Raw genomic sequence first — 22694 nt, 5'->3', positions numbered from 1 at the left:
CGGCCAGTTTTATTTTTGATGAAAATTCTGCACGCTAACGGCCAGCTTCTGTAGTATATTCCAAAACTTTTCTGCGTTCTGACGACTTACACTATGAATAATCACACACTTTCTGATATTTCGGTTGATACTTGGGTACAAGGTGGCCCGCTCTCGCTCAATGATCTGACCGGTTCGGTGGTCTTGATCGAAGTTTTTCAGGTCAATTGCCCGGGGTGTTTCATTTACTCGTTACCCAGGGCGGTTGATTTGCATGAGCGGTATCATGCGCAGGGCCTGAATGTGATCGGCTTGGCTACGGCATTTGAAGATTACGATAAGAATACACTGGAGAATTTGCAAAAGTTAATCGCGACCGGCGAAGTGATCGGTGAAACCTATAAGGCACTCAATCAATACGGTTTATTGTCGGACGGTAAGCTGAAGTGGAAAATACCGTTTGCGGTGGGTATGGACCGGGTTGTGGCGGAAACCGAGCCGGTGACCGATGAACGCGTGCTGCATTATGCGCAAAATTTTTTGCCCGATTTCGACAAGTTCAACGATGAGCAGAAAAAAACCGTGTTGCAGCAAGTCCACCATTATATGACGCAGAAATCGATGCGCGCGGAAACTTTCGAGCGCTTTGCGCTGCAAGGAACGCCATCGTGTATTTTGTTCGACCGTAAAGGTGAATTAAAAGATGTATCGTTCGGGCAAATAGACTATAAACAGGCGATGGTCGAGCATTTTCTGGCGGAGAAAATCTAGCTTCATAAAAAGTTTTGCCGCGATGTACTTGTTAACCGGCAGCTAGTGTTTCTTGAAGCCAAACCTCGAATGCCTGATGATGATTCAGATCATATTGCCAGCAGAGGAATCCCATCTGCTGGCCGGCCGCGATATTTTGCGGCTGATCGTCAATATAAATGGTCTCGGCTGGATCCAGCCGGTATGTGTTGATCGCATATTGATAAATGGCCAGTTCCGGTTTCAAAATACCGGCCTCAAATGACAAAATTTTGTGTTCAAATAAAGCGAACTCAGGGTAGGCAGTAAATATCCACGGACAATGGATCGCATTGATATTCGAGATCAGAATCAGGTTGTGGTTATCGGCGGCTAGTTGACGAACGCAATGCCACATGGACGCATTGCGAGTGAAGATTTGTTGCCAAGCCTGGTAAAACTGTTCCCGTGTAGCATCACTTCCCAAGATACTCAGCGCCCAATCCGCATAACCGGCTGGATCAATTTGTCCGCTTTCCAATTCGTCTTTACGGTGCAGCACCGAACGAATCCGTTCGTGCGCGTTATCGGTTCCTGACGGAATCAATCGTGCCAGTGACGATTCAAAATCAAAATCCAGCAATACGCGACCGATATCAAATAAGAATGTTTTCGTGCGGAAGGGAGGATTTCTGCTGCTTTGCTGTATCGATGGAATTACGCGTGTAGTCATTGCGGGAAGAAAAAACTAAAAAGGACAAGAGATGTTTTGAATATCTCTTGTCTTGCAATAGCTCCCCACATATGCCGTCAGACCGTCATCTTGAACCATAGGGTCCAAGGTGGTTGCTTCATGGATACATCAGGAACATCCCGAAAGGACGCGCACAACAGTATCACTGTAATCCACAACCATTTTCTAAAAATGGTTCAAAGAATATAAGTCTAAACGAACACCGCAGGGATTAACCTGATTTACAACGATAACTATTAACTATACTAACTTTCTTTATCAGTCAGAACTTCATCAACTTTCTTTCTTAATGAGACAATTCTACGCCGAAATTCATCGATGTCAAAACCAGTTCCATTGCGTAGCATCAGCAGTTCATGCGCGATCTGCAATGCTGCGATAAGCGCGATGCGATCAGAGTCAACAATCTTTCCTTCTGCTTTGATTTCTTGAATTTTTTTATCAAGATAAGCTGCGGCAAGCAGGATTTCCTCACGTTCTTCATCGGGGCAAGTAATGCAAAAATCCCGTCCCATGATGTTGAGGTTTAGCGGTTCATTATTCATTATCGGGTATGTTTAACAAAAGTGTTTCAAGCCGATCCGCTGTAACATGTATTTTCTCATTTAATTTCTCGCAATGCGCATGCGAGTCCGCAAGTTCTTTGCGCAGTTTATTATTTTCAATGCTTGTATTTTGATACAAGTGTAAAAGTTGAAAAACTTTATCTTCTAAGGATTTCAGTTCTGTTTCCATGGGGCACTAATTTATGAACTATTAAAAGGGTTAATGGGTAACCAAATCTACAATTCTTATGCCGTGCCCGGGTATTCACTGAAATATTATTATTATTTTTGTTGTTGTTTTTTTTATAGAGATTTTATTTACCGGTACTTATAGTTTGCGATGTGTGCCATCACAAAAAGGAGCATTACCGGTTTTTTTGCAGGTACATAGCCATGCAGTTTTGTCTTCACTCACACTAAATTTCTTGGGTGTAAATTCTGTATTTTTATGCGAGCCGTCGCAAAAAGGCTGAGATTTGCTGCGACCGCATGTACACCAATAATAATCTTTCCCGGATTCCAGTTTGACTTCGATCGGTGAAAAAGGTTGGTTTGTGTTCGAGGTATTTTCCATTTTATCTTTTTATCAATAAGTTATTCAATAATTGTCTGGCAGTGATTCTAGATATTAAGTACGTCTTTTCACTAAATTATAATATTTATCATTATTATAGCTATCATTCCACAATTATCGCTGAACTATATTGGCTAACTATATATTGTTAATACTATTTATTGAAACAATTGACAGTTGTCCTAGCGATTACGGATGCTCACAGATTTAACTTTAATTTTTTATCAAAAAATATTTATACAAATAACCGCAATGCGCTCGGACTGCCAGCGTTGATATGATTCTTTTTCATTGCGGTTTGTATTTCGATGAGCTGTTGTTTGCTTCTTTGAATTCCGCTGTCACTGAGCGGGACGCGGTTATCGTCAACCATGATTCCGCCCAGCGTATTAGAGAAAATCTTCGCCAGATGCGTCATCTGATCAAATACTCTTTCACCTTGCGCGACTCTGGGTACATCCAATAAGAAAGTAACACCATGCGTTGTTAACGATTTCATATTTTCAGGCAAGAACGGAGGAGATTCATAATTGCTCAAAATAAACAATACATTATTGGTATCGTCGCGATACTTGAATAAACCATCTGAATCCAGCTTAAAGCCGGACGCTTCGGCCAACGCGCGAATCTTAGTGCCGACAAAGGCACCGTTGTCCTTGCTGATGATGTTGATGCCGATCATGACATCCACATCGGCGCAGAATTTATCGAGCTGGACGGCTTTTTCGTGTGCGCTGACGATGTCCGGGCATTCCGCTGCGGCATGAACTTGCGTTGCGAAATCCTGCACCAGATCGCGGAATTTGGATAAATTGACTTCGCTGATCGGACCCGCTCTATCGGCAAGCTGCAAGCAGCCTTTTAAATGACCGTAACCATCGCTATCGACATTGGATTCGTTGGTAATCTCCTCCCAAGGTTCATTTTTATCTTGTTGACCGAGCCAGTATACCGGTTTGCCGAAATCGAATTTTCGTTGCAGTAATTTTGCAATATGGGTATTGGGGATGACGGACTCGGAACGGATGTTGACGATGTAATTCGTATTGCCGTCGTAATCCAATAACGGCGAAGCGGCCGACGAAGTTGTGGCCGTAGCGGTGCTGATAGGGATATTGATTGCAGCTTGAGCAGGTGGTGCCGCCGGTGGCCTTTTGGGTTCACTCGCTGGCGTATCGATTGGCGCGAAAGTATCTAAGGGGATATCCGCCGGGACTTTATTAAATTTTGGTTCAATCCGCTGAAACGGCTCATCGGAATTCTGGTCATCGAGCAGAATGTCATCGTGTTTATGATCGAACGCAGCTTGAATTTTTCGCCGGTAACGCAGTTGTTGCCACCAGTTGAAGACAACGACACCGGCAATAACGATGATGCCGATGATGATCAAGCTTATCTGCAAGTCACTCATACTCAATATCTCCATATTATTTCCCTGCTATTTCGCACAATTACCGTTACGTGCAGTATTAAAATTAAATTATGTCAGCTTTATGGAATTAATCACAGTCATTAGATAGCAGGCTGTTTTTCGCGTTTGCCCATTTGTACCGCCGTAGCAAGATCGACAGCCACTATCCTTGATACCCCTTGTTCTTGCATTGTAACTCCAATTAATCGCTGCGCCATTTCCATCGTGATTTTATTATGGCTGATGAATAGAAATTGCGTTTGTTTGGCCATGGTTTTCACCAGTTCACAGAAACGGCTGGTGTTGCTGTCGTCAAGCGGAGCATCAACCTCATCCAACAAGCAGAAAGGTGCCGGATTGAGCCGGAATAAGGAAAAAATTAATGCCAAAGCCGTCAATGCTTTTTCTCCGCCGGATAATAATTGGATGGAGCTATTTTTTTTCCCGGGTGGTTGCGCGGTCAGCATTAAGCCGGCATCTAAGTTTTTATCATCGCAGAATTCGAGTCTGGCTTGTCCACCGGCGAAAATGACCGGAAAAATCTCACGTAAATAAGTATTGACTTGAGTGAATGTGTCTTGCAAACGTAGTTCGGTTTCCCGGTCAATTTGCTGGATAGCACTTTCCAAAGTTGCAATGGCTGCATTTAAATCCTGTAATTGCATCAGCAGACTGGATTCTCTGCTTCGGCCATTTTCGAGTTCCTCCAATGCGGCAAGATTCACAGCCCCTAATGCCGCAATTTCCGCATTCAGTTTTTCGATCTCTGAGTGCAACCCGGTAACACTTTTCTTGGTACTTAAGGGTAATAGCACTTCGGTATCAACATGAGCATCTCGGATCAATTCATCAAATTGGCCAATGGCGATGCTCGCCGCTTGTTCCTTGAGCCGGGCTTGATTAGTGGCCTCGCGTAGCGTATGCGATTTTTGTTCCGATGCCATCCGGGTTTCTTCGATGCGCCGTAAATGGCTAATGGTATCTTCAACCGCTTGCCGTGCTTGCAATGCGGCTTGTTCAATCGATTTTCGCTGTGTTTGGGCGGCTTCTAGGCGTCCGGTGAGCGGAGCAACATTCAGTTCGTCCATTTCGCTGAGCAAGTTGGCTTGGTTTTGCGTTAAATGTTGCAGTTCTTCATCCAGCGACTGTATGTTCAACTCGATTTCTATGATTTTGTTCTGGCAGGTTTGCGCCTGGAACGCCGCTTCTTGCATCACGCGGGTCGATTGCTGGATGTTTTGCCGTTGCCGTGCAAGTTGTTGATTGGCCGTTTCCCAGGCGAGCTGTGCTTGCTGCGCTTGCTCCTTGAGTGTGGCAATTTTTTGCTGATTGTCCTGCAAATGGATGGTTGCGGATTCTCGCAGCGCATACTCGTGTTCCAAGGCTTGCCGGATTTCCGTCAACTCAGCATTGATCTGGTTATGGCGGTGTGCTGCACGTTCGCTGGCTTGCGACAATTTCACCGCATCCAGCTGTAACGCATGCCGCTGCTGTTGCAATTGCTTGCTATTTTTATCAACCGTTTGAATGGCATTGTTCAGTTCAGCGAACTGCTGCTCGGTTTTGGCCTGCAGATCGCGCTGCATGCGCAGGGCGGGTTCGAGCTGGTCCATTTCTTTTTGTATTTGAATGAGCTCTTGCTGTCTTGATAAAACCCCGTGCAATTGCGAATCGGGTGCATAAAAAGTGATACTGGTGCGGGTCAGGATGTGTCCTTGGCGGGTAACGAGCAGTTCGCCAGAGCCCAGAGAATTTCTATCGCTGAGACCTTCTTGGATATCGTTGGCGATATATACATTTTTTAACCAATGGCCCAGTACGGATTGAATTTCAGGCTGATTGACCGTGATGCAGGTGAGTAATTTTTGACCTGTGTGGTTGTGCATGTCACTGGACGATAAATCATCGGCGAAGCCGGATTTTTCATGCAGCGTCCATTTTCCCTGCGGCACGCCGTCAATCCAATCGAGGATACTATCCAGCTGCTCGATCTCAATACTATTAAGCCGTTCGCGCAGAATCGCTTCTAATGCGCTTTCCCACTCTGGCGCGATGCTGATTTTCTGCCATAAGCGCGGCAAGGTATCCAGCTGTCGTTGATGAAGCCAAGCGGTTAAGCTCTGGTTGTTTTCCAGTTTCTGCTGCAAATTTTGCAATGCCGTGTGGCGGGCTGACGCTTGCGACAATGTCTGCTGCAGTTCTTGAATTCCTCTGACAATATGCTGTTTGGACTGGGTTATTGCCGAGAGTTGTGTTTCGATTTCCTGATGCTTACATTGTTCTTCTTCCAGCCTATTTTCAGTGTTATCGATCTGCTGCTGTAATTCCGTTAATTGGCCAGGATCAATGAGCACAAATTCGCTTTGTTCTTGTAATAAGCGGGCATGGCGCGCCTCAAGCTGTTGAATATTTTTTGCCGCATGCACGAGTTGATTGTCTTCCAGGCGGCTGGTTTGTTCGACGAGCAGTAAATCCTGCCGGAGCTGGTTTAATTTTTCCTGACAGGCATGAAAATTTGCCTCTATGGCTGGGAGTTTGTCGTTTTCTTCATGGCATTTTTGAATGCTGTCTTGTTGCGCTGATTCAATTTTTATTTTTTCCTGCTGCCAATGCGCCAGATTTTCCAGTTTGCTAGCTTTCAACTGATTATTTTTTTGCAGCTGATTTTCAACTTGTTGCGTTTGTTGTAGCAGGCGATCATGCGTGCTGTTTAGATGATTGATTTCCTGCGCTAAACGTCCTATTTCGGCATCCGCCGTATACAGTTGCCCCTGTGCCTGAAGCAATTGGTCGTTTACGGCATGTTCTTTTGCACGTGTTGCTTCATAGTCTTTTTCTGCTTGCTGCTGATTTGCAAGCACAATTTCCAACTCGGTTTCCAGCTTTTGAATGTCTTGTTCCGCACGCTGCTGCTGTTTTTGCGCCTCGGTTCTGCGCAATACCCATAGCAAGGATTGCGAGTGGTGCAGATTTTCCTGCAATTGTTTGTATTGTTGCGCGATTTCTGCTTGCACTTCCAGATGCTGCAGCTGTGTGCCCAATTCCTGGCAAATATCTTCCAAGCGGGTGAGATTTTTTCTCGACTCAGCAAGCCGAGTGGATGTTTCATGCCTTCTTTCACGATATTGGGAAATTCCGGCAGCTTCTTCGAGGAAGTTTCGTAATTCCTGCGGCTTGGCTTCAATAATGCGGGAAATCATACCCTGTTCGATAATGGCATAACCCCGGCCTCCGACACCTGTACCCAAAAAGAGATCGGCAATATCCCGGCGCCGTACGGGCAAATTATTGATGTAATAACTTGAGTTGCCATCGCGTTGAATGACACGTTTGATGGCGATCTCAGCGTAGCTGGACCATTGTCCGGTAATCTTATTGAGATGGTTGTCAAAGACGATTTCCACACTGGCGCGGCCAACCGCTTTGCGGTTATCCGATCCGGAAAAAATGACATCCTGCATCGAATCGCCCCGCAAAGCGGAAGCTTTCGATTCTCCCAGCACCCATCGTACGGCGTCGATGATGTTCGACTTACCGCAACCGTTAGGGCCTACGATACCAACCAGATCTTGCGAAACGGGAACTACAGTGGGATCGACGAATGATTTGAAGCCGGCGAGCTTGATATGAGCTAGGCGCAATTTTTTGTTTATTGGGTAAGGCAGTTATAATAAATAAAGCGCATGACGCATTTTATCATTGTAACCGAATTAATTTAACCACGAGCATGAAGAAGAATGGCCAGTAAACCTGAAAAAACACTTGAAACCTTCCCGAATCCTTTTACCAGTCGGGACTACCATATTCATATGGAGATTCCTGAATTCACTTGTTTGTGCCCGAAAACGGGACAACCCGATTTCGCCACATTAATTCTCGATTATATTCCAGACAAAAAATGCGTCGAACTTAAAAGCCTGAAACTCTATATCTGGTCGTACCGGAATGAAGGCGTGTTTCATGAAGCCGTGACGAATAAAATTCTCGACGATCTCGTCGCTGTTTTAAAGCCCCGCTATATCCGGTTAACTGCGCGTTTTTATGTGCGTGGCGGTATTTTTACCAATGTTATCGTTGATCACCGGAAAAAAGGATGGCAGCCAAAACCGGTAGTTTTGCTACAGGAATTTAATAGTCAGTCGAATATTCGTGAATGATTCTTAATAATTATCTTGAAGATACTAATTTAGTATTATGATTATTAAACATATTTATTAAATTTTCATTTTCTTTTTTGTAAAAAATAGTTTGCAAATGCAAAAAATTTATATATCCTGTTAATCGATATGGATATAGAAAATAATATATGTAAATGATTTTAAAAAGAAAAAGCATTGTTTTGCTGATATCGCTGGCACTTGGGTTTTGTTCATTTATAGCACTGAATGCATTTGCGGATACATTAGTACAAGATAAGATTCAGTATCATGCAAATCTGTGGGGTCGTATACAAAACGGTTTTGCCTTGGCGTTGCCACCCGATAGTAAAACAATTCGCAAAATAGGCGCCTCCTATACACAGAATCCAGAGTTATTTAATCGCATCATTGCCAATAGCGAGCGGTACCTGTTTCATATTGTGGAGGAAGTTGAGCGTCGTGGCATGCCGATGGAAGTCGCACTGATGCCGGTCATAGAAAGCGCTTACAATCCGCTGATAAAATCCAATAGCCAAACGGCGGGTTTGTGGCAATTTCAACCCGAAACGGCGAAAATCCTAGGGTTAGCACAAAATGTATGGCACGATGACCGCCGAGACGTTATAGCTTCTACCCGAGCTGCACTGGATTATTTGCAGTATCTCCATGCGAAATTTGATAACTGGAAACTGGCCATCGCGGCTTACAATTTAGGCGAAGGTGCAGTCAGCAAGGTATTATCCAGAAGTCTTCATAAGGGCAGGTCGAGTAATTTTTATGATTTGAATCTGCCCAGCGATACCAAGCACTATGTTTATAAGCTATTGGCCGTTAAAGATATCATCGTCAATAGTAAGAAATATGGCATACAAATCCGGCCGATAGCGAATCGACCGTATTTTGATGAAATCAAAATACATGAACACATCGACATCTCTCTCGTTACCCGTCTTGCCAATATTTCCGAAGCTGAATTCAATGCATTAAATCCTGCCTACAATCGTTATGTCATCAAGGTGACGGACGAACCTCGCACGTTGTTGTTGCCTAAAAGAAATAAAGATATTTTTCTGAAGAATCTTGAGACATATCAAGATCCTAGAATATCTTGGCAAATTTATCACGTGAAGAAAGGGGAGAGTATCAATGAAATCGCAGCGCGTCATCAGACTACCGTGAAGCAATTGCAGACAATTAACGGTATTGCGCGCAGCAAAAATCTTACCCTCGGACAAAAAATATTGGTACCGCAGATTGTGTCAGAGAATTATAGCGATGCTGCCGCACTGAAGAAGAAACAGCTGCAGAATTATCAATCGAATGTTTATGTGGTGAAAAAAGGCGATACCTTATATGAAATCGCCAAGCGTTACGGTACGACCGTCAATCAGATCAAGCTTTGGAATAACAGCGATGAAAACTTGTCCGTTGGCCAGAAGCTCGTGATTGCGAGAAGCTAGGCGCTATTCCTGATTGCAAATATCAATTTCAAACACTTTTTAGCAGCTCGATCGCCCAACTGACCCCAAATCCGGTAATGTCACTATCTACCGCGCCCAAACCGTCCTTATGGCTACTAGCCGATAAATCCATATGTAACCATGGTGTATCGCTGACAAAGCGTCGTAGAAAACAAGCAGCGAGAATATGATCGAATTCTCCCCCTAGCTCGCATTGCTTGATATCCGCAATGGCGCTTTCAAGGCTTTCTTCATAATCGGAATCCATCGGGAAAACACACACACGCTCACCACTTTCTTTGCCCGCGGCAATGGCGACTTGCAATAACTCATCGCGGTTGCTGAAAATTCCGCTGTAGCGGGATCCTAAGGCAGTCTTCATGCTGCCTGTTAACGTAGCGAAATCGATGATCAAATCGGGTTTTAATTGGTTGGCCAATGTCAAAGTGTCCGCCAATACCATTCGCCCTTCGGCGTCAGTATGCACGATTTCGATGGATAACCCGCTGAGTGCTGTGATGATGTCATTTTGTTTATATGCGCGAGGACTGATGTGGTTTTGCGCTATGGCTAGCCAGCAATCCATTTTAATCGGGATTTCAGCGCGCGTTGCGGCAAGCAAAATGCCCAATGCGACGGCCGATCCGTTCATATCCTCGTGCATTCCTTGCATATACCGGGCTGGTTTTAGATTATGGCCGCCGGTATCAAAGCAAATGCCTTTTCCAACAATTGCGATGGTCTTGTTGTCCGGATTTTGCTTGCCTTGATATTGCAGATGGACGATGGCGGCGTCTTCGGTATCACTGCCTTGCGCTACCGCCACGAAAGCGCCGGCGCCGATTTCTTTCAACTTATTGAAATCGTATTCCTGATATTTCCAGCCCTCATTCTCAGCCAGTTTCTTAATTTGCTGGCGATAAGTGGTGGGCGTTAATTCATTGGCCGGTAATGCCGTCAAACCGCGCGCAAGCAAATTTCCTTCCGCCCGAGCGCGTTGCAGTGTAAAGTTTCCGGCATCTTTGTAGCTATATAAAAAAATTTTCTCCAGCGGTTTTCTGACGGGTTTGTTTTTACGCACCGGGAGTACGGCGCCATTCACCCAGCTGGTAAAAACAGCCAGTTCGGAAAAGATTTTTCTTTGTTGCGTTGTGCCATGCACAGTAATATGCAATTCAACAGGATTTTCCCCAAGCAGCAATTTGACCGCTTTTCTCACGGTGGTCTGTTGCTCGAATACGGTCTGATTCGTGTCGATCATCGCCCAAGCGCATAGTTCGCCATCCGGAAGGTTGGCGCTGACTGGCGTAGTGATAAGATCCGTTAATTTTATCTCGCGGCGCAAAAGTAATTTATTCAGTGATTCTTCACCGGGAATATCATACTTTTTAGGGAGTTTTTCTAACTTCGGGAGGATTACGAGAGTATGCGATGCTTTAGTAGATGGATCGATCGATGATGTATTTTGGAAAAGGGATGCCAGCATTGAAAGCTTTCCTGTTGTATAGTTTTTTTTGAATGACAGAATTGTGCGTCATTGCATTAAGAATGATTGCTGTAATTAATATTGATATTATATACGTCTTATACCCATTATGGCTGGGATAGACTTACAACGTATGGATTTATTCTGATTCTACCGGGGAGTTTCAAATAGGGATGCATCAATATCTCGAATTAATGCAGCATGTCATTGATCACGGTCATCGTAAATCGGATCGGACGGGAACGGGGACACTATCGGTTTTTGGCTATCAAATGCGTTTTGATCTGGCGAATGGCTTTCCTTTGGTAACAACGAAGAAATGTCATTTGAAGTCGATCATTCATGAGCTATTGTGGTTTCTGCAAGGCAATACCAACATCGGCTATTTACAGCAGCATGGTGTATCGATATGGAATGAATGGGCAGATGCGAATGGCGATCTCGGTCCGATATACGGCCATCAATGGCGTTCCTGGACGACAGCGGAAGGCGGGCATATCGACCAGTTACAGCAGGTAATCCAGCAAATAAAAGATACCCCTGATTCCCGGCGTATGATTGTGTCGTCATGGAACGTGGGGGATTTGCAAAAAATGCGCTTGCCGCCATGCCATGCTTTTTTCCAGTTCTATGTGGCGAATGACCGGTTATCGTGCCAGCTTTATCAACGCAGCGCGGATATTTTTCTTGGCGTGCCTTTCAACATCGCATCGTATGCCTTGTTGACGCTGATGATCGCGCAAGTGTGCCGCCTCAAAGCTGGTGATTTTGTGCATACCTTGGGTGATGCGCATCTTTATCTCAATCATTTGGAACAGGCCCGTGAACAACTGTCGCGCGAACCCAAACCTTTGCCAACCATGAAATTAAATCCCGATATCAGGGACATCCTGGGTTTTCACTATGAAGATTTCAGCTTGGAGAATTATGATCCTCATCCTGCTATCAAGGCGCCGGTAGCTGTATGACGCCACTACGTTTATCTATCCTGGTAGCCATGGCGAAAAATCGGGTTATTGGCCGGGATAATCGATTGCCTTGGCATTTACCAGCTGATTTGAAACATTTTAAGTTTCTAACGATGGGGCAAACCATTGTGATGGGACGTAAGACCTATGAATCCATTGGCAAACCTTTGCCTGGCAGAGCTAATGTCGTGATTACCCGCCAAACGGATTATGAAATACCCGGGGCTGTCGTTGTCAATTCTCTGGAAGATGCATTGCTAGTCTGTGAAGAAACCAGCACGACTGACACTGAGAATTTCATTATCGGGGGTGAGAAGCTTTACCAGCAAACGATTAAAATATGCCAGCGCATGTATATCACAGAAATTCAGAGTGATTTTGATGGTGATGTTTTTTTCCCGCAATTTGATCCCGGCGACTGGGAAGAGACGCAGCGCGACAAACACGTTGATGGAAATTTAGAATATCACTTTGTCGTTCTCGATCGTAACTCAAGCACGACATAGCAATAATTCCGGTGATTTTTTAAGCTACTTGAAGCAGAAATGGTGAAGTCATGCAGCTCTTCACCATTTCTATTGACGATTCTTAATCAGGCTAACCCGATTCTGGGAGCTTAAATCACTTTCACATCGGGTAATGGAAAGCCATTAAAATTGCTGGCGTATGCCGTCGTATAGGCGCCTGCATTAGGAATATAGATGAAGTCGCCTTCTTGTATGTCGTTGGGCAACATCAAGTCATGCATCAGGATATCCACGGAGTCACAGGTTGGTCCGGCAACTGACCATGGAATATTGCTGCCTTTCCGGTCGGTGAGAATCTCATAGCGTAAACCCTCGGTCATTTCAATGACACCGCCAAACATGCCTGCATCCCAGTACATCCAACGCTTTCCATTGCGTGTTGCTGTTCCAACCACGCGGCAGACAAAATAAGCCGAATCCGATACCAGATAGCGGCCTGGTTCTGCCATGATACGGAAATTGTCCGGTAAATCAGAGATGGCTGTATTGATGACATCAGCAATGACTTCAATGGAAGGAATCGGTTTGATGTGGCGAACCGGGTAGCCACCACCGATATTGAGCAAGCGGGGGGTCAAACCAGCCAGTTGCATTTCAGCGAATACTTTTTTAGCCCGTTCGATACCGACACGCCAATTTTGAGGATTACGGCATTGCGAGCCGACATGAAATGTAACACCTGCCAGATCTGCTTTGAGTTTGGCGGCTTCTTGGATGATTTCATTGATATCGGCTAAGTGTGTACCGAATTTTCCGGCTAATGGCCAATCGCTGCCGATATTGGGGGTATCGATGCGCAAATACATTTTGGCATCGGGTTTGACGCTGAAGATTTTACGCATTTCTTCAATGCTATCAATTACGTACCACTCAACGCCTTTTTCTGCGGCGTATTCGAGATAAGCTCTGGATTTCATCGGGTTGCTGTAGAAAATTTCAGCACCTGGTACACCTAATTTGAGTAATACGTCTAACTCAGCGATGGAGGCAATTTCAAAACCAGCGCCTTCTTCGATCAGTGTTTTCAGTACACGCTCATCGGGATTGGCTTTCACTGCATAATGCGGATGCACTCGGGGCATTGCAGTCTTGAAGCGTCGGGTTTTTTGCCGGATTATATTGCTGTCAACCAGTAAAAAAGGTCGTCGGTAGCCTTCACTTAAAGCATTTCGAACATGCTCAAAATTCAGACTGATTTCAGGGTGCGTATCAAACAGAACTTCAGATTGGTCGGATTTTTGAAGTGTGGACGAGAGTATAGCCATGCATATGCTCCTTTATAAAACGCTACGTTTCAGGAATGTGAATATTTACTAAATCCGCGGGAGCAAAAAAGTTCTTGGTGCTTCTCATGATGACCTCCTTATCGGTGAGTTTCCTGGATTTAAATTTGCACGCATTATAGTCTGCATTCGGGGCAAATCAAGTTTTTTTTATCTATAATAATATTTAATAAAAAACAATAACTTATGCATATATAATTTATGCCCTATTAGACGGGCATTTAGCAAAAAAGTTTAGCGTATTTTTGAAGTTTGTTTCGTGTGGCTGTCTCGTTTTGACACACGCGGAAATATTGAACACACAATTTCCCGGATATTCATTAATTTTGGGTTGACTAATTCCAGTGTAACTTCAAATAACCATCTGTTTTTTCATTGAACTTTAAAAGAAATCGATTCTCTCCGCGGCGAATTGTCTGGGGTCGGGAAGCCAATTTGAACGGTCCGGCAGCAGAATGTGATTTTTCTATTTTTAATCGTCCAGCTCGGGGTGAGAAAATTTTCAATTCAAACCGGTCTGAACTCATTTCACGGAGTTGTGGCGCAAATGGTTTTGCCAAAGGTTCACCGATGAACACACCTTGGCCCGGCCACGCGACGCTTTTCCAATAAGCCTCAAGCGCACTGGCGCCCAATGCATAATGAAACATGGCGACTACCGGAGACGGGAATTTTTGCGGGAAACTGCAAGGCTCAATGACCGTGCCATAGCTTGCCGTGGCGCCTGCTTCCAGCCAGCGCAAGCTGCTCATTTGGGAAGAATCGGTCAGCATGCCGCCCACCGATGTCAGGTGATCCGCCAGTGCACCGGGGATAAACTCGAGCGTGTCCAACGAGGATACGTGGGTAAGTCCGGTAAAATAAAAAAGCACATCCTTGCGGTCTGAAATGAAATCGGCATCCAATACTTGCACTGGGAAAATGCCGGAAAATTCTTTTGCTGTCTCAGCGAAAATTACTGAACGCGTACTGCGTGCTTTATCCGAGGTGTTCAACAGATATGCTTGACCTTTGGGAAACGTATGATCGGATGCAATGCCCCGGTCAATCAAATCCTTGACCTGCGTAAACGAGGTGCCAGCCAGCATCATAGCCGGGCGCATCTTGTAATCATCGAATGGGTAAGAGCCGAGCGCATTGAAATAAGGACTCGGTGCTGTCGGTTCGCATTTATCGGCGCAGTATTTTTTGTCGAAGCCGAATGCCAAGGCGGAAGTCAGCGACATGCATTCCACCCGGTACGGCGCTGTCCAGGCGACTGCGAATGCTTGCACATGTTCAGGAGTAAGCCGATCGATTTTGGCTTTCAGCTGCTTGAACTCCGTTGCGGTCAGGGTGGTGCGGTCGGGTGGAAAACGCAAATGAATGACATTGACTTCCGGTATCTGCCGTGCGCGCTGATAGTAGCTGCCTACTTGCCGGGAGAGCGGGTCGCTGTCATTGATGATAATCGCGATATCTTCCGGCATTAAGCCGGTACGCGTCAGAGAAATATGTTTCAAAGCCTCTGCCGCAAGCGTCACGGGAAATGCGGAGAATAAAATCAACGCGAGAATAACTGGAAACCTTTTGATTCGTTTTGCGCATATTTGAGTCAGCATCAATGAGTCTCCACATGGTTTTATTCCTTTGACTTCAAATTTTCGGCAATGTTACACCTTGTTGTCCCTGATATTTGCCACCCCGGTCTTTATACGATGTTTCACACACCTCGTCCGATTCAAAGAAAATCACTTGCGCCACGCCTTCATTCGCATAGATTTTGGCGGGCAGGGGGGTGGTGTTGGAAAACTCCAGCGTGACATAACCTTCCCATTCCGGCTCGAATGGCGTGACGTTGACGATAATGCCGCAGCGTGCATAGGTCGATTTGCCCAAGCAGATGGTCAGCACGTTGCGCGGAATGCGGAAATATTCAACCGTGCGCGCCAGTGCGAAAGAATTAGGTGGGATGATGCAAACATCGCTTTTAACATCAATAAACGAGTTGGAGTCAAAATTTTTCGGATCGACAATCGTGGAATTGATGTTGGTGAATAACTTGAATTCATCCGAACAACGGATATCGTAACCATAGCTTGAAGTCCCGTACGAAACAATGCGCTGATCGTCTTTTTGCCGGATCTGGTCGGGCTCGAACGGTTCGATCATGCCGTGTTCGAGCGCCATGCGGCGTATCCATTTATCTGATTTAATCGTCATCCTTCAATTTTTCCTAGTCATTTTCCATTACGATTTTAGCGAACAATTCCGAGTGATCTTCGGCGGATTCAGCCACCTTAACGGCAACTCGCCGTGCAATTAAACGGTAAATTCCGGCAATTTTGCCATCCGGTTCCGCTACGACGCTGGGTTTACCCGTGTCGGTGTGCTCGCGGATCTTGATATCGAGCGGTAATGCGCCCAGGAATTCGACGTTGTAGTCCTGACACATTTTTTCGCCGCCGCCGGTACCGAAGATGGGTTCGGTATGTCCGCATTGCGAGCAGGTGTGCGTGCTCATATTTTCCACGATACCCAGAATCGGAATACCCACTTTCTCAAACATCTTTAGACCTTTGCGCGCATCGAGTAGGGCAATGTCCTGCGGTGTGGTGACAATAACGGCGCCGGTCACCGGGATTTTTTGCGCGAGTGTGAGTTGAATATCGCCGGTACCGGGCGGTAAATCCACCACCAGATAATCCAAATCCTTCCAATTGGTATCGTTGAGCAATTGCTGTAAGGCTTGTGTCACCATCGGGCCACGCCACACCATCGGCGTCTCGGCGTCGATCAGCAAACCGATCGACATGGCTTGTATGCCGTGCGCCAGCATCGGTTCCATGGTCTTGCCGTCGTGTGATTCCGGATGGCCGGTAATGCCGAGCATCTGCGGCTGCGACGGACCATAAATATCCGCGTCCAGAATGCCCACGGATGCGCCTTCTGCCGACAATGCCAGCGCCAGATTGACTGCCGTTGCCGATTTGCCGACACCGCCCTTGCCGGATGCTACGGCAATGATATTTTTAACGCCGGGAATCAGCTTGACACCGCGCTGCACACCGTGCGGAATGATTTTGCTGTTCACGCTCACCTGGATAGCGCCGATACCCGGCACCGTTTGCAATGCTGCGGTAATTTGCTGCTGTACCTGATTCTTGACGCTGTTGGCGGGGTAGCCAAGCTCAATGCCGACCGTTACATTATTTCCCGCAATTTGAATCGCGCCGACGGATTTCGCAGTCACGTAATCTTTATGGGTGGTTGGATCAATGGTTTGTTGCAATATAGATTGTATTTGTTGTTCGGAAATGGTCACTACGAAACTCCTTTTAACGCTCGCTGAGCGGCTCACAATTTAATCGGGAAATGGTAACAAATATCGGGAATGCACACACAGTTTGTTACAATTGACACTTATTTAATCTGATTCGTTTAATAATTAATGAACAAGCGAAAAATTCTGGTCACTTCCGCGCTTCCTTACGCCAATGGCAGTATCCATTTAGGTCACTTGGTGGAATATATTCAAACGGATATCTGGGTGCGTTTTCAGAAAATGCGCGGACATACGGTTTATTATGTGTGCGCGGATGATACGCACGGTACGCCGATTATGCTGCGCGCGGAAAAAGAAGGCATCACACCGGAAGCTTTGATCGCGCGCGTTCACTTGGAACACTTCGGCGATTTTACCGGTTTTCATATTCAATTTGATAACTATTACAGCACGCATTCAGCGGAAACGCGGCATTTTTCCGAGGATATCTACGGCAAGCTCAAAACCGCCGGATTGATCGCCGTGCGTGGCATCGAACAACTGTATGATCCGGTGAAGAATATGTTTTTGCCGGACCGTTTTGTCAAAGGCGAATGCCCGAAATGCGGCGCCAAGGATCAATACGGCGACTCTTGCGAAGCGTGCGGCGCGGCGTATGCGCCGACCGAACTGAAGAATCCCTATTCCGCCGTATCCGGCGCGAAACCGGTCAACAAATCATCCGAACATTATTTTTTCAGTTTATCCGATGCGCGTTGTGCCGATTTTCTGCGCCAATGGGCCTGCAATGGCGACCATCTGCAACCGGAAGCGGCTAACAAAATGCGCGAATGGGTCGGCGAAGCCGGTGAAAACAAGCTCTCCGATTGGGATATTTCGCGCGATGCGCCATATTTCGGCTTCGAGATTCCCGGTGCACCCGGCAAGTATTTTTACGTCTGGCTCGACGCGCCGATCGGTTACATGGGTAGCTTTCAAAACTTGTGCGCGCGTGAACAAATCGATTTTGACGAATTCTGGCAACCACAATCCGATACCGAGCTGTATCACTTCATCGGTAAGGATATTTTGTACTTCCACGCGCTATTCTGGCCCGCGATGCTGAAAAACGCCGGTTACCGCACGCCCACCAAGATTTTTGCGCATGGCTTTCTGACCGTGAATGGTGAAAAAATGAGCAAGTCGCGCGGCACGTTCATCACCGCCGAGAGCTATCTGAAGCAAGGCTTGAACCCGGAATGGTTGCGCTATTACTATGCCGCCAAGCTCAACAGCACACTGGAAGACATCGACCTGAACCTGGACGATTTTGTCGCGCGCGTTAATTCCGATCTGGTCGGAAAATTCATCAACATCGCCAGCCGCTGCGCCGGTTTCATCACCAAGCGCTTTGACGGTAAATTGGTTTCCGGCGAGCAATATCAAGCATTGCAAGCCATCGTGGACAAGCATTTTTCCAGTTGGCGCCCCGAAGTCATCGAACAAGCCTTTGAGGAACGTGAATTTTCCGCAGCCATCCGTCAAATCATGAAATTTGCCGACGAAGCCAACGAAATGATTCACAATTTAGCGCCGTGGGAAATTGCTAAGCATGCGGATCGCGCTGACGATTTACACCGCGCTTGCAGTCTCGGTATTCAGTTGTTCTATTTGCTATCGCGTTACTTGAAGCCAATCCTGCCTGGTACCGTGCAGCAGATCGAAGCATTTCTCAATGGCGAACCGCTGACTTGGCCGCAATTGCGGGCTGATCAACCGGTTTCCGATCTGTTACTGCCTGCAGGACATACCATCAACACTTATCAGCACTTGATGACGCGCATCGACACCAAACAGATCGACGCACTGATCGCCGCCAACACGCAAAGCCTGACCGCTTTACCGCCGCAATCGCCGGCAAGGCACGCGGAAAAACAGCAACACGCCATTTCCCCGATTGCCGAAACAATTTCGATTGACGATTTCAGCAAAATCGATTTGCGCATCGCCATGATTGTCAACGCTGAGCATGTGCAAGGCGCGGAGAAACTGTTAAAACTGACGCTCGACATCGGCAGCGAACAACGCACGGTATTCGCTGGTATCAAATCTGCATACGATCCGCAGCAGCTGAAAGGGCGCTTGACCGTGATGGTCGCCAACCTCGCGTCGCGGCAAATGAAATTCGGTTTGTCGGAAGGCATGGTGCTGGCTGCGGGCGGCGGCAATCCGGGTGAATTGTTCATTCTGTCGCCGGATTCCGGCGCGCAGCCGGGCATGCGGGTTAAGTAATTCCGGCGCATGGGAGCGAGCACCATTGCCGGGCAGATCCAAAACCTGGAACTTAGCTTGCTGCAAACCGATCTGAACGCACATCCTGAACGAACCGACGAATTATTGGCGGAAAATTTCGAGGAAATCGATCAGCGCGGGCAAATTCATAGCAGAGATGACGTGATCAATTGGTTGAAACATAAAGATCCGAGTCTGCGCTGGGCTTTTAAAGATTTTCGCGTCAAAGTACTAACCAGTGATTTTGTGTTGGCGACCTATTCGCTACAAAAACCGGATCAACCGGACACCGATACAGCCGGATCGATTAGAACCTCGCTATGGCAACGCCATGGTAATCAATGGAAAATGGTTTTCCATCAAGCATCCAGAAAAAATTAACTTCTCGCACAACAGGAGCAGGCCGTGGAACTCAACGAAGAGCAACAACAGCAATTTAACGATATCAAGAATAATCTCGCCACCGTCAAACAGCGCATCATCGATGCCTGCAAAAAAGCCGGACGGGACCCCGCCAGCGTGCGGCTGCTGCCCGTGACCAAAACCGTATCCGCGGAGCGGCTGCGCATTGCCTTTGCTGCCGGTGTCGATGAGATGGGCGAAAACAAAATCCAGGAAGCGCGTGAAAAATCCGAAGTTATGGCCGATTTAGGCATCAAATGGGCGATCATCGGCCACCTGCAAACCAACAAAGCCAAATACCTGGCGCGTTTCGCCAACGAATTCCAAGCCTTGGACAGCCTCAAAGTCGCCGAAGAACTCGACAAACGTCTGCAAAATGAAGGCCGCGCCATCGACGTCTACGTGCAAGTCAACAGCTCCGGCGAAGAAAGCAAGTTCGGCCTGCCGCCCGAAGCCGTGCGCGATTTCGTGCAACACCTGCCGCAGTTTTCATCATTACGTATCAAAGGCTTGATGACGCTTGCAATCTTCTCAACCGACCACGACCGCGTACGCGAATGCTTCGTCAAAATGCGTAACATACAAGCCATGCTGCGCCAGGAAGCCCCCGCCGGATTATCGTTCGACGAACTGTCGATGGGCATGTCGGGCGACTACGAACTGGCCATCGAAGAGGGCGCCACCGTCGTGCGCGTCGGACAAGCGATCTTCGGCAAACGGCCGCTGCCGGATAGTCATTATTGGCCCGGGTTGGGGTAATAGATAATAAGGTGCTATAAGTGATGCACCTTGTACTTGCTAAATTACCAAACTTGGATAATGTAATACGCTAAATTTTGAGGTGAGATAAAAATAGACCAATTTACATACAATAATTTGATTATTAGTAGCAAATATATCAACTGACAAGTTTATGCAGATATTTTGCTTTTTTGCTATCTGTCTAATTTTAGTTTGACAGCAGGAGAAACTGTGTCGTACATCGACTCAATCACAGAAACTCTGGTTCGTGAGTGGGTAAAGCTCTACAAGGAACACCCCAAGCTTACAGTGACGATCACAATCGTTCTGGGTATTGTCGGCGGAACGGTTGCGTACTTTACAGAGCAGCACAACCAAGAAGTTCGAGAAGCGAGGCGTCTCGAGAATCTGGACTACGCAAATCAAGTGCGATCGCTAGATGAGACGCGCAAGAACCTGAACGCACTGATTGAGTTTGTAGATAGTCAGAAGCAGCAATTAGAGACATCACATCAAGCTCTTCAGGCAATCAAGTCTGAGCATGAACGAATGAAGCCGCTTCTTGAATCTGATCGCGAAGTCATTGACGCAATCTTTGCCGCGCAAGAGACTAGAAATCAATCGGCCCAGAGCACAGAAAGATGGATCGGTTTTGGTCTTGGTGTTGTCGCATCGCTAATAGCATCATTCCTGTGGGCAGCCATCACGTATGCATTGCGCAGAAATCAATCTTCATCGTCTGTCTAACATGGCGTTCAACCTCGCGCTGGACGCTGTGCGAAGCGCGGTAGGTTGGGCTGCCGAAGAAAGCCCAACACTAACCAGTAATCATCGGGATTAGTTGGATGACAAATCAATTCATCCATTATTCTCTGCGCGGGCGAAGTGGAAAAATGCGCCGACCGTCAGGGAATTGATCGCGATGGCGATGATGTTCCAGATAATGATCGGCATGGAATCGATCAAAACGCCGTAATAAAGCCAGGCAATCTGGAATACGCCCATAATGCCGGCCATGGTTGGATTCATACCTTGAGCGCTTTTCCGTTTGAGCATTGCATACAAATCCGGAGCGGCGGCGAAAGTGGTGCCGAAGCCAGCGACGAATCCGATGATTTCATGCCCTTCCATTCAGATCCCCCGTTGTTTTTTGTTTGTATCCCACGAATCTCAATTCATTCCGTCGTTCGCTATAACCCTTCCAAACCACTGAGATGAAGTAACACTGATGAAGGAACCCATTCATAAGAATTTCTAGCGTTTCTTATTTTTGCGCTGATTAATTTGTGCAACATGGGGTGATTGCCGTCTTGACCACATCAGCGCCGCGATACCTGCCAAAATCATCGGGATCGATAGCCATTGGCCCATGGTAACGCCGAGTGTCAGAATGCCCATGAAGCCATCTTCTGGTTCGCGGAAGAATTCGGCAAATGAGCGTAAAACACCGTAACCGATCAAGAACATGCCGGTGACCGCGCCGGTTGCGCGCGGTTTCGATGAGTAAGTCCAGATGACGATAAACAACAGCACGCCTTCGAGTGCGAATTGATACAGTTGGGATGGGTGGCGGGGGAATTCGTCGACATAAGGGAAAACCATGCCCCAAGGCACATCGGTGTGGCGTCCCCACAGTTCGCCATTGATGAAATTGCCGATGCGTCCTGCGGCTAATCCCAGCGGAATCAGCGGAATGACGAAATCCGTGACGGTTAGCCAGGACAATTTGTGTTTGCGCGCCAGTAATACCATGGCGACGAAAACACCGAGAAATCCGCCATGAAACGACATGCCGCCTTCCCAAATGGCAAAAATGTGCAGCGGGTGGTCCAGGTAGTAACCGAATTGATAGAACAGCACGTGCCCCAAGCGTCCGCCCAGAATCACACCCAGCATGCCGTAAAACAAGGCGTCGTCGAGCATTTCATAGGTGAAAGCCGAATGCGGATTGTGTTTGATGCGATACCGTCCGAGCAGAATGAAGAGCGCGAAACCGAGCAAATACATCAAACCATACCAATGAATGGAAAGCGGTCCCACGGAGATGGCAACGGGATCAATTTGCGGATGAACTAGCATAGTTTCGGCCTTATTTACGGTAAAATAGCGGCCATTATACCAAGTGCGCTTGTGTGCGCCTTGTCATAAATTGTATTTTTA

21 protein-coding genes and 1 other RNA gene are annotated in these 22694 nt (G+C 46.8%); 9 read left to right on the top strand and 13 right to left on the bottom strand.

From position 1 onward, the window contains the following. Positions 1-93 precede the first annotated feature (93 nt). Complete coding sequence (locus BLU57_RS02780; RefSeq protein WP_090315858.1) at positions 94-750, top strand: peroxiredoxin family protein; 657 nt, start codon at positions 94-96, stop codon at positions 748-750. Between the two features lie 31 nt (positions 751-781). Here the strand turns inward: BLU57_RS02780 and BLU57_RS02775 are convergent, their stop codons facing one another. The 6 genes from BLU57_RS02775 to smc all read right to left on the bottom strand — a co-directional run bounded on the left by BLU57_RS02775 (position 782) and on the right by smc (position 7633). Continuing rightward, positions 782-1441, bottom strand: coding sequence for an HAD family hydrolase (locus BLU57_RS02775; protein ID WP_090315854.1), 660 nt, complete (start codon positions 1439-1441; stop codon positions 782-784). A gap of 58 nt (positions 1442-1499) precedes the next feature. Further along, positions 1500-1676: non-coding RNA, 6S RNA (ssrS, locus tag BLU57_RS02770), on the bottom strand. Positions 1677-1707: 31 nt separating this feature from the next. Next, positions 1708-2007, bottom strand: a complete 300-nt coding sequence (locus BLU57_RS02765) for a cell division protein ZapA (protein WP_090315851.1) — start codon at positions 2005-2007, stop codon at positions 1708-1710. A 328-nt stretch (positions 2008-2335) separates the two neighbouring features. Then, a complete protein-coding gene (locus tag BLU57_RS02755) occupies positions 2336-2581 on the bottom strand; it encodes a CDGSH iron-sulfur domain-containing protein (protein WP_090315847.1) in 246 nt (81 codons plus the stop codon). A 235-nt stretch (positions 2582-2816) separates the two neighbouring features. Next, the gene (locus BLU57_RS02750) at positions 2817-3992 is read right to left on the bottom strand and encodes a cell division protein ZipA C-terminal FtsZ-binding domain-containing protein (protein WP_256206063.1); all 1176 of its coding nucleotides are present in this window, start codon (positions 3990-3992) and stop codon (positions 2817-2819) included. Between the two features lie 101 nt (positions 3993-4093). Continuing rightward, positions 4094-7633: a chromosome segregation protein SMC gene (gene smc / locus BLU57_RS02745; RefSeq protein WP_090315842.1), complete on the bottom strand. Its 3540-nt coding sequence runs from the start codon at positions 7631-7633 to the stop codon at positions 4094-4096. 96 nt (positions 7634-7729) lie between these two features. Here smc and queF point away from each other — a divergent pair, with 96 nt between their 5' ends. Both queF and BLU57_RS02735 read left to right on the top strand, forming a co-directional pair. Continuing rightward, a complete protein-coding gene (gene queF / locus BLU57_RS02740) occupies positions 7730-8149 on the top strand; it encodes a preQ(1) synthase (protein ID WP_090315840.1) in 420 nt (139 codons plus the stop codon). Between the two features lie 155 nt (positions 8150-8304). Beyond that, positions 8305-9591 carry a LysM peptidoglycan-binding domain-containing protein gene (locus BLU57_RS02735; RefSeq protein WP_090315836.1) on the top strand — a complete coding sequence of 429 codons (1287 nt, stop codon included), beginning with the start codon at positions 8305-8307 and terminating at the stop codon, positions 9589-9591. Between the two features lie 28 nt (positions 9592-9619). On the opposite strand, the gene BLU57_RS02730 is transcribed toward BLU57_RS02735, so the two are convergent. Next, positions 9620-11077 (bottom strand): M17 family metallopeptidase, encoded by a 1458-nt coding sequence (locus tag BLU57_RS02730; protein ID WP_090315834.1) that lies wholly within the window; start codon positions 11075-11077, stop codon positions 9620-9622. Positions 11078-11250: 173 nt separating this feature from the next. On the opposite strand from BLU57_RS02730, the gene BLU57_RS02725 reads away from it, so the two are divergent. Together BLU57_RS02725 and BLU57_RS02720 are read left to right on the top strand one after the other, a co-directional pair. Next, the gene (locus BLU57_RS02725; protein ID WP_090315831.1) at positions 11251-12045 is read left to right on the top strand and encodes a thymidylate synthase; all 795 of its coding nucleotides are present in this window, start codon (positions 11251-11253) and stop codon (positions 12043-12045) included. Beyond that, positions 12042-12551, top strand: a complete 510-nt coding sequence (locus BLU57_RS02720; RefSeq protein ID WP_090315828.1) for a dihydrofolate reductase — start codon at positions 12042-12044, stop codon at positions 12549-12551. Before BLU57_RS02725 ends, BLU57_RS02720 begins: the two co-directional genes overlap by 4 nt. 110 nt (positions 12552-12661) lie before the next feature. Here BLU57_RS02720 and BLU57_RS02715 read toward each other — a convergent pair whose 3' ends face one another. The 4 genes from BLU57_RS02715 to apbC all read right to left on the bottom strand — a co-directional run bounded on the left by BLU57_RS02715 (position 12662) and on the right by apbC (position 17159). Beyond that, complete coding sequence (locus BLU57_RS02715) at positions 12662-13837, bottom strand: type III PLP-dependent enzyme (RefSeq protein ID WP_090315826.1); 1176 nt, start codon at positions 13835-13837, stop codon at positions 12662-12664. A gap of 353 nt (positions 13838-14190) precedes the next feature. Beyond that, on the bottom strand, positions 14191-15456 hold the full coding sequence (locus BLU57_RS02710; RefSeq protein ID WP_090315824.1) for a TIGR03790 family protein: 1266 nt from the start codon (positions 15454-15456) through the stop codon (positions 14191-14193). 34 nt (positions 15457-15490) lie between these two features. After that, a complete protein-coding gene (dcd, locus tag BLU57_RS02705) occupies positions 15491-16057 on the bottom strand; it encodes a dCTP deaminase (RefSeq protein ID WP_090315822.1) in 567 nt (188 codons plus the stop codon). 13 nt (positions 16058-16070) lie between these two features. Beyond that, positions 16071-17159 (bottom strand): iron-sulfur cluster carrier protein ApbC, encoded by a 1089-nt coding sequence (gene apbC, locus BLU57_RS02700; RefSeq protein WP_090315820.1) that lies wholly within the window; start codon positions 17157-17159, stop codon positions 16071-16073. Positions 17160-17285: 126 nt separating this feature from the next. Here apbC and metG point away from each other — a divergent pair, with 126 nt between their 5' ends. From metG to BLU57_RS02680, 4 genes are all read left to right on the top strand, one after another. Next, positions 17286-19391: a methionine--tRNA ligase gene (gene metG / locus BLU57_RS02695; protein WP_090315817.1), complete on the top strand. Its 2106-nt coding sequence runs from the start codon at positions 17286-17288 to the stop codon at positions 19389-19391. A gap of 9 nt (positions 19392-19400) precedes the next feature. After that, on the top strand, positions 19401-19772 hold the full coding sequence (locus BLU57_RS02690) for a nuclear transport factor 2 family protein (protein ID WP_090315814.1): 372 nt from the start codon (positions 19401-19403) through the stop codon (positions 19770-19772). 24 nt (positions 19773-19796) lie between these two features. Next, the gene (locus BLU57_RS02685) at positions 19797-20552 is read left to right on the top strand and encodes a YggS family pyridoxal phosphate-dependent enzyme (protein ID WP_090315809.1); all 756 of its coding nucleotides are present in this window, start codon (positions 19797-19799) and stop codon (positions 20550-20552) included. 213 nt (positions 20553-20765) lie between these two features. Further along, the gene (locus BLU57_RS02680; RefSeq protein ID WP_090315806.1) at positions 20766-21281 is read left to right on the top strand and encodes a hypothetical protein; all 516 of its coding nucleotides are present in this window, start codon (positions 20766-20768) and stop codon (positions 21279-21281) included. A 111-nt stretch (positions 21282-21392) separates the two neighbouring features. Here the strand turns inward: BLU57_RS02680 and BLU57_RS02675 are convergent, their stop codons facing one another. Together BLU57_RS02675 and lgt are read right to left on the bottom strand one after the other, a co-directional pair. Continuing rightward, on the bottom strand, positions 21393-21665 hold the full coding sequence (locus BLU57_RS02675; protein ID WP_090315804.1) for a SemiSWEET family transporter: 273 nt from the start codon (positions 21663-21665) through the stop codon (positions 21393-21395). Between the two features lie 123 nt (positions 21666-21788). Beyond that, positions 21789-22613, bottom strand: coding sequence for a prolipoprotein diacylglyceryl transferase (gene lgt, locus BLU57_RS02670; RefSeq protein ID WP_090315801.1), 825 nt, complete (start codon positions 22611-22613; stop codon positions 21789-21791). Positions 22614-22694 lie beyond the last annotated feature (81 nt).

Origin of the sequence: Nitrosomonas oligotropha (assembly GCF_900106555.1) — a bacterium.
GTDB classification, from domain to species: Bacteria; Pseudomonadota; Gammaproteobacteria; order Burkholderiales; family Nitrosomonadaceae; genus Nitrosomonas; species Nitrosomonas oligotropha_A.
The sequence above is the reverse complement of the archived record's forward strand: the minus strand, read 5'-3'. Positions and strand labels throughout refer to the sequence as shown.

Bases quoted from the DNA above. Each gene is read 5' to 3' on its own strand.
- metG (WP_090315817.1), top strand. From the start codon at position 17,286: ATGAACAAGCGAAAAATTCTGGTCACTTCCGCGCTTCCTTACGCCAAT.
- queF (WP_090315840.1), top strand. From the start codon at position 7,730: ATGGCCAGTAAACCTGAAAAAACACTTGAAACCTTCCCGAATCCTTTT.
- dcd (WP_090315822.1), bottom strand. From the start codon at position 16,057: ATGACGATTAAATCAGATAAATGGATACGCCGCATGGCGCTCGAACAC.
- BLU57_RS02725 (WP_090315831.1), top strand. From the start codon at position 11,251: ATGCATCAATATCTCGAATTAATGCAGCATGTCATTGATCACGGTCAT.
- BLU57_RS02710 (WP_090315824.1), bottom strand. From the start codon at position 15,456: ATGCTGACTCAAATATGCGCAAAACGAATCAAAAGGTTTCCAGTTATT.
- BLU57_RS02735 (WP_090315836.1), top strand. From the start codon at position 8,305: ATGATTTTAAAAAGAAAAAGCATTGTTTTGCTGATATCGCTGGCACTT.
- BLU57_RS02730 (WP_090315834.1), bottom strand. From the start codon at position 11,077: ATGCTGGCATCCCTTTTCCAAAATACATCATCGATCGATCCATCTACT.
- BLU57_RS02715 (WP_090315826.1), bottom strand. From the start codon at position 13,837: ATGGCTATACTCTCGTCCACACTTCAAAAATCCGACCAATCTGAAGTT.
- BLU57_RS02690 (WP_090315814.1), top strand. From the start codon at position 19,401: ATGGGAGCGAGCACCATTGCCGGGCAGATCCAAAACCTGGAACTTAGC.
- lgt (WP_090315801.1), bottom strand. From the start codon at position 22,613: ATGCTAGTTCATCCGCAAATTGATCCCGTTGCCATCTCCGTGGGACCG.
- BLU57_RS02780 (WP_090315858.1), top strand. From the start codon at position 94: ATGAATAATCACACACTTTCTGATATTTCGGTTGATACTTGGGTACAA.
- BLU57_RS02775 (WP_090315854.1), bottom strand. From the start codon at position 1,441: ATGACTACACGCGTAATTCCATCGATACAGCAAAGCAGCAGAAATCCT.
- BLU57_RS02720 (WP_090315828.1), top strand. From the start codon at position 12,042: ATGACGCCACTACGTTTATCTATCCTGGTAGCCATGGCGAAAAATCGG.
- BLU57_RS02675 (WP_090315804.1), bottom strand. From the start codon at position 21,665: ATGGAAGGGCATGAAATCATCGGATTCGTCGCTGGCTTCGGCACCACT.
- BLU57_RS02755 (WP_090315847.1), bottom strand. From the start codon at position 2,581: ATGGAAAATACCTCGAACACAAACCAACCTTTTTCACCGATCGAAGTC.
- BLU57_RS02765 (WP_090315851.1), bottom strand. From the start codon at position 2,007: ATGAATAATGAACCGCTAAACCTCAACATCATGGGACGGGATTTTTGC.
- BLU57_RS02750 (WP_256206063.1), bottom strand. From the start codon at position 3,992: ATGAGTGACTTGCAGATAAGCTTGATCATCATCGGCATCATCGTTATT.